The following is an 11942-nucleotide window of genomic DNA, read 5'->3' on the forward strand; positions in this document are numbered from 1 at the left end:
ATGTCAACCACCGTCTCGGCGGCGAGGTTCGCCGCGCCCGGCGGCCGGCCCGTCGGCGCCGGGGCCGGGTACTGCGGCGGGGTCCTCGGGCCGGGTGCCTGCGGGCGCGGGCCCTGGGGCGGGGGCCACTGAGGCGGGGGAGCCTGGGGCGGCGGGCCCGGCGGGTATCCCTGTGCCGGGTAGCCCTGTCCCGGGCGCCCCGGAGTATTCGGCGGAGGGTATGCCGGGCCCTGGGAACCCGGGCCCGGGGAGCCCGCCCCCTGGTTCCCCTGTCCCTGCCGATCCCATTCCGGTCGACCCGTCACCGGCTGCCTCCGCTTTCCGGCGGCGCCTCGCTCTGATGGCCCGCACTCCGACGCCCACGAAGAGTACGGCAAGTCCGCCGCCCGTGATGAGCAGGGCGAGACGCCCGTACCCGGTCGTGGTGACCGTGATGGTCTCGCCGTCACCGTACGTCCGGCCGCTCGTACCGGGAATCTGCAGATCGAGGCGGACGCCGAAGTTGCCGTTACCGGCCGCCTGCGCCGGGATCCACCGCTGGGCCCGCTCCCCGGGGCCGAGCTCGATCACCGCGTCGTCGGGCTCCAGCCCTCCGAGCTTGAGCTTGGCGGAGTTCTCCGAGGTCACCACGAGCCGGACCTTCACCGACTGGCCGCTCAGCCTGTTCTCGACCAGGACGGGAAGCTTGCCGGAGCTGCCCCCCATCAGCACGCGCCTGTTCTTCGGGAGAACGACGCGGACCCGGTTCATGTCGTCCTTGAGCTCGTCATCGAGCTCCTCGCGGGCCCGCTTGGCGCGGCTCGGCGACGTCCGCCAGCCGACCGACTCCAGCCGCAGCACGGCGCGCTCGTAGGAGATCTTCGCCGGGCCCGTCATCACGGCCTGGAACGTCGCCGCGCGCTTCGCGATGGCCCGGGTCTGGTCCAGGTGGACGTCGCCCAGCTCGTACTTCTCGTAGTCGTCGGAGTAGCCGTGGAAGGCGCGGTCCTGCGGCTGGGCCGACTCGATCGAGCGCAGCGGCGTCTCGCGCATCCAGGACGCGGCCTTGGTGTAGGTGAGCAGGTTCTTGGCGAGCCCCCCGGAGGGGCTCCACAGCCGGTCGGGCGCGACGACGACGGTGCGCTGGACGCTCGGCGCCTCCGCCGCGATCATCGCGGTCTCGGCGAGGAAGCGCTGCTCGCTCATCAGCGCCCGGGAGGCGGACCGCGACCCCTCGTCGAGTATCTGGGTGACCGTCTGGTCGTAGAGGAGGGCCTTCTTGGCGCCCAGGTGCGTCTGGAGCGCGGTGGTCGCGTTCGGCTGCGCGCCCGTCGCGGGGTTCTCGAACTGCGAGCTGCTCATCAGGAACGAACCGCCGCCCTTCAGGGCGTACCTGGCGAGCTGTTCGAGCGTGCCGGGCCCGCCGACGCCGGACGCCGGCCAGGCGACGTGCGCGTCGGGCTGGCGGCCGAAGATCTGCGACACGAAGCCGGTGTTGCGCGCGTCGAAGGCGACGCCGATGTCGCGGGTCGTCTTGCGCCGGACCAGGGCCGTGACGTCGGGGTCGCCATAGGGGAGGACGAAGTAGGGGTCGCCCTTCGTGGCGGTCTTGAGCGACGCCAGCCACGTCGCAGCGACCTTGCTCTTCTCCTTCCGGACGCCCTTGCGGGCTCCGGGCGGCTTGACGTAGTAGTCGCCCGAGGCCATCTGCTGCACGTCGTCCAGCAGCGCCGGGTCGACCGCCCACGTGACGGGCGTGCTCGTGGTGGCGGCGGCCTCCACGAGCCGGTGGAGGCGCCCGCCGGGCGACAGCTCCTTGGTGAGGTCGTCGTCGATGAACGTGCGGTCGTTGGCCCGGTGCATCCGGTCGATCAGCGGCAGGACCCAGCCGACCGCCACCGGCTTGAAGCTCCGCTGCTTCGGCATCAGGGTCAGGAAGGTCGTCATGCCGCCGACGACCTGCTGCGCGGAGTTCAGCACCTCGACGCGCATCGGGTACACGCCGGGGGTGGCGGCGGGGGCGCGCAGGCCCAGTTGCTGGGCGGTGGTCCGGAAGCTCCAGCCCTGGGTCACGCCCGGCCTGGTCGCCTGCGCGAGCGACTGCTGCTGCGGGGCGACGTTGGGCAGCGCGGTCTGCTGCCCGGACGCGAGCTGGTCGACCTGGCTCCGGCTGGTCAAGGGCTGGGCGCTGTAGCGCAGCCGCAGGGTGAGGCCGGGGAGCGCGTGGCCGGTGCGGTTCCGCGCCGCCCCGGAGATCTCGATCCTGGACTTCGCGGTGAGGGTCTTCGGCGTGACCTTGGTGAGCGCGAGCGCCACCTGTGCCCGCGCCTGGGCCGCCGCAGGGGCGCCGGCAGGAGCCTGCGCGGGGGTCCGCGCCCGGGCCCCGGCGGGGGACGCCAAGGCCGGGGAGGCCGCCATCGCGAGACAGGGCAGCAGCGCGGCCAGCGCCAACGCGCGTCCGACCGCTTTCACGCCGCGTCCGCCCTCACGCCGTGCCCGTCCAGAACCCGTCCGGCGGCGCGAGGACAGGCCGAGGACGGCGGGCGTCGTTTTCCCGCACCACGGCCCCGATGGTAGTCCGTCGGTGTTCATGGCGTTGCCTGGTGCCACCCTCCTGCCGGGCCGCGCCGGGCCGCGCAGGGCGGGCGGCTCAGGTCGTCACGTGGTCCCGTCCGGGGGTGGACGCGGCGCTGAGCGGGGCCAGCAGATCGACGGGTTTCGGACGGCAGAGGGAGTACAGGGCGCTGGCCTTGATCCCGAGCGCCGTGGACGCCTCGCCGGTCGCGGTGTAGACGACGCCGTGGGCGTGGAGCCCGTCCACGAGGCCGCGGTCGATCAGCAGGGGCATCGACTCCGGCAGGAGCAGCGGGCAGACCAGGCCCGCGGCGTACTCGGTGACGGCGTTGACCACGTCCGCGTGGGCGGGCCGGACGCCGCGGGCGCCCACGCCGAGCCGCACCGCCTCGGTGGACGGCCGCCGCCCCGCGGGGACGATCGCCCCGGCCAGGAAGGGGCGGCCGCGGTGGGCGCCCTCGCAGGAGTAGACGCGCGTCACCAGGCACCGCTCGGGCGGAAGGCCGAGCGCCCTGGGCAGTTCGTCCGCCCGGGTCATCGCCAGGGGCAGCCGCACGATCTCGTGTGGCGTCTCCCAGCCGAGGAGCGCGCGGTGGATGGTGAGAGCGTCCTTCATGTTCGGCTCCATCCCGCGGGGGGCGGCCCCCGCTCACCCCCGGATCTGGTTTCCCTACGGCCCCGTGCGTCGCACGCCGCGGGGGGAAGACCCCCACATACCCGGAACGGCAGGTCTCATCCCTGCCGCGCGGCACGCGAACCCTCGAACGCGCCTCAACCGCACGTGCGGCGGACCGTGGCCCTTTTGGATCCCGCTACCGTTGTCGTACGGGAGGCTCACCGGGTCGCGCAGGTCGTCGTCGGGGTGCCCGAAACGTAACCCGGGGATCGCGGCATGTGAAGGGCCCCGTCCTTCTTCGGCCCCGAAAAGACTCCCGTGCAGACCCCGGCGCTCGCCAGAAAGTCCTTTGTCAGCCCGTCAACCAAGGAAATACGCTCGATGGCCGTGCCTGACCAGAACGTGACCCCAGAGTCCTCGCGGCGTACCGCGATCGCCGAGCTGCTGCGCGGGATCGCGCCCGTCGCCGACGACCTCGGCGCCCGGTTCGCGGCGGCCGGTCACGAGCTGGCGCTGGTGGGCGGGCCCGTCCGGGACGCGCTGCTGCGCCGTCCCACCAAGGACGTGGACCTGACCACCGACGCCCCGCCCCAGCGCACCCTGGAGATCATCCGCGGCTGGGCGGACGCGCACTGGACGATCGGCATCGAGTTCGGCACGGTCGGCCTGCGCAAGGACGGCGTCGAGCTGGAGATCACCACCTACCGCAGCGAGTCCTACGACCCGAAGTCCCGCAAGCCGGAGGTGTCCTACGGGACGTCCCTGGTGGAGGACCTGCGCCGCCGCGACTTCGCCGTCAACGCGATGGCGGCGCGGCTGCCCGGGCACGACTTCGTCGACCCGTTCGGCGGCCTCACCGACCTGCAGCGCAAGGTGCTGCGGACGCCCGGCCGGCCGGAGGACTCCTTCAGCGACGACCCGCTGCGGATGATGCGCGCCGCCCGGTTCGCCTCCCAGCTCGGCTTCACCGTCGCGCCCGACGTCGTCCGCGCGATGAAGGACATGGCGGACCGCATCGAGATCGTGTCGGCCGAACGGGTCCGGGACGAGCTGTCCAAGCTGATCTGCGGCCGGTACCCGCGCGAGGGCCTGGCGCTGCTGGTCGAGACCGGCCTCGCCGCGCACGTCCTGCCCGAACTGCCGAAGCTGCGGCTGGAGATCGACGAGCACCACCGGCACAAGGACGTCTACGAGCACTCGCTGATCGTCCTGGAGCAGGCGATCGCGCAGGAGGAGGACGGCCCCGACCTCGTCCTGCGGCTCGCGGCGCTGCTGCACGACATCGGCAAGCCCAAGACCAGGCGGTTCGAGACGGGCGGCCGGGTCTCCTTCCACCACCACGAGGTCGTCGGCGCGAAGATGACCCGCAAGCGGCTGACCGCGCTGCGCTACCCGAAGGACGTCATCTCCGACGTGTCCCGCCTCGTGGAGCTGCACCTGCGCTTCCACGGCTACGGCACCGGCGAGTGGACCGACTCGGCCGTCCGCCGGTACGTCCGCGACGCCGGGCCGCTCCTCACCCGCCTGCACAAGCTGACCCGAGCCGACTGCACCACCCGCAACAAGCGCAAGGCCGACCGGCTGCGCCGCACCTACGACGACCTGGAGGTGCGGATCGAGCGGCTGGCGGAGGAGGAGGAGCTCGCCTCCATCCGCCCGGAGATCGACGGCAACGAGATCCAGGAGATCCTCGGCATCGCCCCCGGCCCCCTCGTCGGGCGCGCCTACAAGTTCCTCCTCGAACTCCGCCTGGACCGCGGCATGATCGGCAAGGAGGCCGCGGCCGGGGAACTGCGCCGCTGGGCCGCCGCCGAGGGCGTCGGCGCCCCCTCCGACGAGGGGAAGGGCGAATGATCCCCCTGCAGCTGGGGCGGATGAGCCCCCGCGAGACCGAGCGGATGCTGGAGTTCGACCGGGAGCACATCTGGCACCCCTACGCGCCGATGCCCGCGACGGCGCCCGCACTGCCGGTCGTGTCGGCGGACGGGGTGCGGCTGACCCTCGCTGACGGCACCGAACTGATCGACGGCATGTCCTCCTGGTGGGCGGCCGTGCACGGCTACAACCACCCGAAGCTGAACGCGGCCGTCACCGGGCAGCTCGGCAAGATGGCGCACGTCATGTTCGGGGGGCTCACGCATCCGCCCGCCGTCCGGCTCGCCGAGCGGCTCGTCGAGATCACCCCGGAACCGCTGACCAAGGTGTTCTTCGCCGACTCCGGGTCCGTCGGGGTCGAGGTCGCGATCAAGATGGCGCTGCAGTTCTGGCGCTCGCAGGGGCGCCCGGAACGGCGCCGGCTCCTCGCCGTCCGCGGCGGCTACCACGGCGACACGTTCGGCGACATGGCGGTCTGCGACCCGGTGAACGGGATGCACCACATGTTCTCCGACGTCCTCGCCCAGCACGTCTTCGCGTCCCCGCCCCCGCTCGGCTACGGCGCCGAACCCGACGAAACGTACCTGGACGAACTCGCCGGCCTGGCCGCGAAGCACGCGGGCGAGCTCGCCGGGATCATCGCGGAACCGATCGTCCAGGGCGCCGGCGGCATGCGCTTCTACGCCCCCGAGTACCTGCGCGCCCTCCGTGACATCGCCGACGAGCACGGCCTCCTGCTGATCCTGGACGAGATCGCCACCGGGTTCGGCCGGACGGGCGAGCTGTGGGGCTGCGACCACGCCGAGGTCGTCCCCGACATCATGTGCCTCGGCAAGGCGCTGACCGGCGGCTACATGACGATGGCCGCGACGCTGTGCACCGACCGCGTCGCCCACGGCATCACCTCCGGCGAGGCGGGCGTCCTCATGCACGGACCCACCTACATGGCGAACCCGCTGGCCGCCGCGGTCGCGTCCGCGTCCATCGACCTGCTGCTCTCCCGCGAATGGCGGGACGAGGTCGACACCATCGAGGCCGTCCTGACCAGCGAACTCGACGGCGCCGCGGAGTTCCCCGGGGTCGCCGACGTCCGCGTCCTCGGCGCGATCGGCGTGGTGGAGGCGCGCGAGCCGGTGGACGTCCCGTCCGTCCAGGAGATCGCCATGGCGCACGGCGTCTGGCTGCGCCCCTTCGGCAAGCTCGTCTATACGATGCCGCCCTACGTGTGCACGGAAGACGAGGTGCACCACATCGCCGCCGCCCTGCACGCCATAGCGGAGTCGCTCTAACGCAGGGCGGGCGCGGGCCGCCGCATGCGGGAGGCGGCCGTCCGGTAGGCGACGGCGCCCGCCGCGTAGGCCACGACCACCGCGAGGAGCGTGAGATCGGCGCGCCCGTCCGCGGGCAGCCACGTCGCGGCAGCGGCGGCGGCAGCGGCGAACGTCGCGTTGAACAGCATGTCGTAGACGGCGAAGACCCGCCCCCGGTAGGCGTCGTCGATCGTCTCCTGCAACGTCGTGTCGACGCACAGCTTCACGCCCTGCGACACCACGCCGAGCAGGAAGGCGCCGACCGCCCAGGGACGCTCCGCGAACGGCATGCCGAGGACCAGCAGCCCCAGCGCCGCCCCGCCGAGCTGCCACGCCACCCACGCCTGCTTGCTGATCCGCCGCACCACCGCCGGCGTGATCAGCGCCGCCGCGAAGTACCCGGCGCCGGACACCCCCAGCATCAGCGCGAACGTCTCCAGCCCCCGGTCGGGATCGCCGGCGAAGTGGTTCCGGCACAGCAGCAGCGTCATGATCAGGACGACGCCGTACAGGAACCGGTGAAACGAGATCGCACCGAGCGCCAGCGCCGCCTGCGGCCGCCGCGCGATATGCCGCCCCCCGTCCACGAGCCCGCCCAGAACCCCCCGGATCACCTCGACGACCCGAGGCGCCGCCCCCGCCTCAGGCGCGACGTCCTCCGCCGCCCGGTGAGGACCCAGCAGCCCCTTCGGCAGCGTCGTCGCGATCAGCCCCGCCAGCAGGAACAGCGCCGCCGCGGCCGTGAGGATCAGCGCCGTCCCGTCCTGCCCGGCCCCGAACACCCGCCGGAGCCCGTAGCCGGCGCCCGCGCCGGCGAACGCGATGACCGTCCCGGACGTGACGCTGAACGCGTTCGCCGTGACCAGCTGATCGCGCCGCACCACATGCGGAAGCGCCGCCGACAGCGCCGCCAGGAAGAACCGGTTCACGCCCAGCACGACGAGCACGCCGAGGAAGAAACCGAGCCCGTCCTGCCCGGCCACCACGAGCCCGGCGACGAGCAGCACGAGCAGCGCGCGCAGCACCGGCGTCCACACGAGGATCTGCCGCCGCCGCCACCGGTCGATGAACACCCCGGCGAACGGCCCGAGCGCCGAATACGGCAACAACGTCACCGCGAACGCCGCCGCCGCCTTGGCCGCCGTCGCCTGCCGCTCAGGCGAGAAGAACACGTACCCGGCCAGCGCCACCTGGAACACGCCGTCCGTCAACTGCGAAGCAAGCCGAGTCCCATAAAGCCGCCGAAAATCCCGCCCCCCCAAGATCCCCCGCAACTCACCCGCTCGCATCAGATCAGCGTATGTCGTGCTTACTGCATTTCTCTCCTCCTTCGGCCCGGGGGCCTCCATCGTCGAGAAACGCGGGCGATCGCTGGCATCGCTCCGACTCGCCTTGCGGCTCGCTGCGCGATCAGGTTCTCGCAGGCTCGAACCTGCCTTCGGACGCGATCGCACCAGTGAGCTTGTCGCGGGGTTGCGGAGGTGGCTGAGGTGGTCGCACACAAAGGATCATGATGCGGTCCCGGAACAAGGCGGGTGTGGAGCGCCAGGTGGGCGGCACGGTACAGCTCACCCACCGACCGTCACCCGCTACTGCGGAGACCTCAGCCGGTACCGCAACCACCCAACGACCTGAAGGGCCGGCGATCGCGTCCGAAGGCAGATTCGAGCGAAGCGAGAATCTGATCGCGCAGCGAGCCGCCAGGCGAGTCGAAGCGATGCCAGCGATCGCCGCGGTGCTCGACGATGGAGGGCCGCTAGGCCCGAAGGAGGAGGGCACTGCAATAAACACAGCAGCGATCGCCCGCGTGGTTGTGGGGGTGGGTCGCTCTAGCGCCCCACCCCCCACAACTACGCAATAAAAACTCTACTTAGGTCGTAGGCGGCGGTGGTGGGGAGGAAGAAGGTGCCGTGGAGGCGGGAGGAGTGGTAGGTGGTCTGGGCGCGGTTCAGGAGGGGGACGATGGCGGCGTCCTCCATGATCTTCTGGTCGGCCTGCTGCCAGTAGCCGGCGGCGCGCTGGGCGTCGGGGGCGGTGAGGGCGGCGTCGATGAGGGCGTTGACCTGGGGGTTGTCGTAGCCGCCGTAGTTGGTGGAGTTGGGGCCGTAGGCGCGGCCGTCGAAGAGCGGCTGGATGATCGAGCGGCCGTTGTTGCCGTACCAGTCGGGGACCCAGCCGGGGGCGGCGATGTCCCATGTGCCTTCGCGGGCGCGTGCGGGGGTGGAGAGGGTGCTGGAGTAGAAGGAGCCTCCGGGGTCGGGGGTCAGTTCCGTCTTGACTCCGCAGGCGTCGAGATTCTGGGCGATGGACTGGGCGATCAGCTTGTGGACGCTGTTCGTCCGGAACGGGAACTTCAGGGTGATGCCGGTGCGGCCCGTCCTGGCGAGCAGGTCGCGGCATTTGGCGGGGTCGCCGGACTCGCCGGGCGTGGGGTAGTGGTTGACGGCCGCGTAGCCGGAGTTGCCGGGCGGGATCACGGTGTGCAGGGGGCCGGCGACCGACGGGCCGCCGACGATCTTGATGAGGGCGCTGCGGTCGACGGCGTACTCCAGCGCCTGGCGGACCGCCCGGTCGCCGAGCGCGCCGCGGTTGCGGGGGCTGCGGGTGTTGAAGACCAGGTACGGGCTGTTGTTCGGGGTCTCCCTGATCGCGAAGCGCGGGTCGTCGCGCAGCCGCGGGATCGCGGACGTCGGGACGGGCTGGTCCCAGGCGAGGTCGGCGGTGCCCTGCTCGATCTGCTGCTGGACGGTCTCCGGCGAGTCCTGCCCCAGCGTGATCTGGATCTTCGCGACGTGCCGCTCGCGGAGCGGGTCCGAGCCCGCCTGCCATGCCGGGTTGTGGGTGAGCAGGTAGGAGATGCCCGGCTTGTAGTCGGTGATCTGGTACGGGCCGTCGGAGACGGTGTGCTGCCGGAACTCGGCACTGTCCGGGACGTACCGGTCGTACTCCTGCGGCGCGGCCGCGGTGACCGGCAGCGCCAGCAGGTTGAGGAAGTCGCTGGCGGGGCGCTTCAGCTTGAACACCAGCGTCCGAGCGTCCTTGGCGCGGACGCCCTCGAAGCCGTGGTCGCGCTGGTAGGCGGCGATCGCCCGGGCGTCCTTGGCGTTCACGGAGCCGTAGCCGCGGCAGAACGCGTCCATGCCCTTGAGGGTGGAGAGGAAGTAGCCCTTGGCGGCGGAGGGCGAGGCCGGGTTGCACAGCCGTTCGAAGCCGCGGACGAAGTCCTGGGCGGTGACCGGGCGCGGCGGGTTGGTGTTCCACCGGACGCCGTCGCGCAGCCGGACCGTGTAGGTGCGGCGGTCCTTGCCGATGTCGCCGTTCTCGCGCGTCGGGATCCGCTCGGCGACGTCGGGCCGGACGGGGACCGTCTCCTGGAAGTCGTTGGACGCCCGGTTCCCGAACAGGGTCCGGGCGAACGTGCGGGCGAGCCCGTACGCGCCGACGCTGGCCACGGACGCGGGGTCGAGGTGCTCGACGTCGGACGAGCCGACGACCCGCAGGGTGCCGCCCTGGCGGGACGCGCCCTCCGCGGAGGCCCCGTCACCCCCTCCGGCGCATCCGGCGAGCCCCACCACGAGGCCCGCCAGCCCCGCCGCCACCTTGATCATTTCGCGTGCCGCCACGGTGTCACCTCACTGACTCAGAGCCTGGCGCGCTAGTCACCGGCGGTGTCACAGTAGGGCCAGAGCGTGACAAAGGGCCGGTACATCACCGTTTCTCTACAGAAGTAAGGACGCCCTGACAGTGGGATGTCCACTGACAGGGCGTCCTTTGGGAACTTTGTGATCAGGCTCTCAGCGCTCGATGTCGCCGCGGATGAACTGCTCCACCGCGTCGTGCGCCTGGTCGTCGTTGTACTGCTCCGGGGGCGACTTCATGAAGTAGGAGCTGGCCGACAGGATCGGGCCGCCGATGCCGCGGTCCTTGGCGATCTTGGCGGCGCGGACGGCGTCGATGATGACGCCGGCGGAGTTCGGGGAGTCCCAGACCTCCAGCTTGTACTCCAGGTTGAGGGGGGTGTCGCCGAAGGAGCGGCCCTCGAGCCGGACGTAGGCCCACTTGCGGTCGTCCAGCCACGGCACGTGGTCGGACGGGCCGATGTGCACGTCCGCCTTCGCCATCTCGTGCGGGATCTGCGAGGTGACCGACTGCGTCTTGGAGATCTTCTTGGACTGGAGCCGCTTGCGCTCCAGCATGTTCATGAAGTCCATGTTGCCGCCGAAGTTGAGCTGGTACGTGCGCAGCAGCTCGACGCCGCGGTCCTCGAAGAGGCGGGCCATGACGCGGTGCGTGATGGTCGCGCCGACCTGCGACTTGATGTCGTCGCCGACGATCGGCACGCCCGCGTCGGTGAACTTCTGCGCCCACTCGGGGTCGCTGGCGATGAACACCGGCAGCGCGTTCACGAAGGCGACCTTGGCGTCGATCGCGCACTGGGCGTAGAAGCGGTCGGCCTCTTCGGAGCCCACCGGCAGGTACGACACCAGGACGTCGACCTCGGCGTCCTTCAGGGCCTGCACGACGTCGACCGGCTCGGCGTCGGACTCCTCGACCATGTCCAGGTAGTACTCGCCAAGGCCGTCGAAGGTGTGCCCGCGCTGGACGGTCACGCCCGTGGGGGGCACGTCGGCGAACTTGATGGTGTTGTTCTCGCTGGCGTGGATGGCCTCGGACAGGTCCATCCCGACCTTCTTGGCGTCCACGTCGAACGCCGCCACGAACTCGACGTCGCCCACGTGGTACTCGCCGAACTGGACGTGCATCAGGCCGGGGACTCGCGTGTCGGGGGTCGCGTCCTTGTAGAACTCGACGCCCTGGACGAGTGAAGAGGCGCAGTTGCCCACACCGACGATGGCTACGCGCACCGAACCCATCCGGTAGCTCCTTCTCTGTTGCGGAACATGTGGTGGAGTCTCACCCGCCCCCGAAGGCGCCGGGCCACCGCTCAGCGGCCCTCGTCCCGAGGCATGTCCTGGTCAATTCGCTTAGCTGACTGTGCTTGCTGTTCCTGCTCGGCCCGCTCGCGTCCGATGAGCTCGTTGAGCCACCGGACTTCGCGCTCGACGGACTCCAGCCCGTGGTTCTGCAGTTCCAGGGTGTAGGAGTCGACTCGCTCGCGGGTTCGCGCCAAGGCGGCGCGAACGCTCTCCAGGCGCTCCTCCAGCCGGCTGCGCCGGCCTTCGAGGATCCGCAGCCGGACGTCGGCGCGGGTGTGCGAGAAGAAGGCGAAGTGCACGCCGAACCCCTCGTCCTCCCACGAAGCCGGGCCGGCCTCGGTGAGGAGCAGTTGCAGGCGCTCCTTGCCGTCGGCGGTGAGCTTGTAAACGATCTTCGATCGGCGGCTCTGCAGCGCCAGCGGCGCGTTCGGCTCCTCCGGCCGGTCCTCCATGATCAGCCCGTTGGCCAGGAGCTGCTTGAGGCACGGGTAGAGCGAGCCGTACGAGAACGCGCGGAACATGCCCAGCAGGGTGTTGAGCCGCTTGCGCAGCTCGTACCCGTGCATCGGGGACTCGTGCAGCAGCCCGAGCACGGCGAGCTCCAGCACGCCCGCGCCCTTCTTGGCCGCCATCCCGGTCCCTCTTCCGCAG

At 71.3% G+C, this 11942-nt stretch carries 8 protein-coding genes; 2 read left to right on the plus strand and 6 right to left on the minus strand.

The window, feature by feature from the left end; genetic code table 11:
* Nucleotides 1–3 precede the first annotated feature (3 nt).
* Nucleotides 4–2451 (minus strand): DUF6049 family protein, encoded by a 2448-nt coding sequence (locus tag BJY14_RS45410; RefSeq protein ID WP_179845244.1) that lies wholly within the window; start codon nt 2449–2451, stop codon nt 4–6.
* Between the two features lie 178 nt (nt 2452–2629).
* Nucleotides 2630–3169, minus strand: a complete 540-nt coding sequence (locus BJY14_RS21300; RefSeq protein ID WP_179845245.1) for an aminoacyl-tRNA deacylase — start codon at nt 3167–3169, stop codon at nt 2630–2632.
* Between the two features lie 381 nt (nt 3170–3550).
* Here BJY14_RS21300 and BJY14_RS21305 point away from each other — a divergent pair, with 381 nt between their 5' ends.
* On the plus strand, nt 3551–5023 hold the full coding sequence (locus BJY14_RS21305; protein ID WP_179845246.1) for a CCA tRNA nucleotidyltransferase: 1473 nt from the start codon (nt 3551–3553) through the stop codon (nt 5021–5023).
* Nucleotides 5020–6333 (plus strand): adenosylmethionine--8-amino-7-oxononanoate transaminase, encoded by a 1314-nt coding sequence (locus tag BJY14_RS21310; RefSeq protein ID WP_179845247.1) that lies wholly within the window; start codon nt 5020–5022, stop codon nt 6331–6333. Before BJY14_RS21305 ends, BJY14_RS21310 begins: the two co-directional genes overlap by 4 nt.
* On the opposite strand, the gene BJY14_RS21315 is transcribed toward BJY14_RS21310, so the two are convergent.
* The 4 genes from BJY14_RS21315 to BJY14_RS21330 form a co-directional block, all read right to left on the minus strand.
* Nucleotides 6330–7565: an MFS transporter gene (locus BJY14_RS21315; RefSeq protein ID WP_312879341.1), complete on the minus strand. Its 1236-nt coding sequence runs from the start codon at nt 7563–7565 to the stop codon at nt 6330–6332. The genes BJY14_RS21310 and BJY14_RS21315 overlap by 4 nt on opposite strands.
* A 639-nt stretch (nt 7566–8204) precedes the next feature.
* Nucleotides 8205–9977, minus strand: coding sequence for an ABC transporter substrate-binding protein (locus BJY14_RS21320; protein WP_312879342.1), 1773 nt, complete (start codon nt 9975–9977; stop codon nt 8205–8207).
* Between the two features lie 171 nt (nt 9978–10148).
* A complete protein-coding gene (locus tag BJY14_RS21325) occupies nt 10149–11228 on the minus strand; it encodes an inositol-3-phosphate synthase (RefSeq protein WP_179845249.1) in 1080 nt (359 codons plus the stop codon).
* Nucleotides 11229–11299: 71 nt separating this feature from the next.
* A complete protein-coding gene (locus tag BJY14_RS21330; protein WP_179831420.1) occupies nt 11300–11923 on the minus strand; it encodes a PadR family transcriptional regulator in 624 nt (207 codons plus the stop codon).
* Nucleotides 11924–11942 lie beyond the last annotated feature (19 nt).

Origin of the sequence: Actinomadura luteofluorescens, assembly GCF_013409365.1 — a bacterium.
In the GTDB taxonomy this organism is placed as follows: Bacteria; Actinomycetota; Actinomycetes; order Streptosporangiales; family Streptosporangiaceae; genus Spirillospora; species Spirillospora luteofluorescens.

Excerpts from the sequence above, each read along its gene's own strand:
- BJY14_RS21300 (WP_179845245.1), bottom strand. The coding sequence starts at position 3,169 with ATGAAGGACGCTCTCACCATCCACCGCGCGCTCCTCGGCTGGGAGACG.
- BJY14_RS21305 (WP_179845246.1), top strand. The coding sequence starts at position 3,551 with ATGGCCGTGCCTGACCAGAACGTGACCCCAGAGTCCTCGCGGCGTACC.
- BJY14_RS21310 (WP_179845247.1), top strand. The coding sequence starts at position 5,020 with ATGATCCCCCTGCAGCTGGGGCGGATGAGCCCCCGCGAGACCGAGCGG.
- BJY14_RS21325 (WP_179845249.1), bottom strand. The coding sequence starts at position 11,228 with ATGGGTTCGGTGCGCGTAGCCATCGTCGGTGTGGGCAACTGCGCCTCT.
- BJY14_RS21330 (WP_179831420.1), bottom strand. The coding sequence starts at position 11,923 with ATGGCGGCCAAGAAGGGCGCGGGCGTGCTGGAGCTCGCCGTGCTCGGG.